The organism is Streptomyces olivaceus (assembly GCF_000721235.1).
In the GTDB taxonomy this organism is placed as follows: Bacteria; Actinomycetota; Actinomycetes; order Streptomycetales; family Streptomycetaceae; genus Streptomyces; species Streptomyces olivaceus.
The window spans coordinates 1-306 of record NZ_JOFH01000156.1 but is presented as its reverse complement, the minus strand read 5'-3'; the positions used below and the strand labels follow the sequence as shown (position 1 = coordinate 306).

At 69.0% G+C, this 306-nt stretch carries 1 protein-coding gene; it reads left to right on the top strand.

Translation table 11 applies throughout. The features are described from left to right. Nucleotides 1-306: AMP-binding protein (locus IG94_RS39530; protein ID WP_043485781.1), on the top strand; the 306-nt coding region annotated here is incomplete at both ends.

Genomic DNA, 306 nt, shown 5'->3' with positions numbered 1-306 from the left:
GGCCTCCTCGAAGCCCTCCCCGACGAGGTCTCCCCCTCGGGAACCCTCATCACCGGTGGCGAGGCCCTCCTCGGCGAAGCACTGGCTACCTGGCGCACCACGCACCCCGACGTCACCGTGATCAACGCCTACGGGCCCACCGAAGCCACGGTCAACTGCACGGACTTCCGGATCGAGCCCGGCGATGTGATGGGTTCGGGTCCTGTTCCCATCGGCCGGCCCTTCTGGAACACCCGCGCCTACGTCCTCGACAACCACCTGCGCCCCGTCCCACCCGGCGTCACCGGAGAGCTGTATATCGCCGGC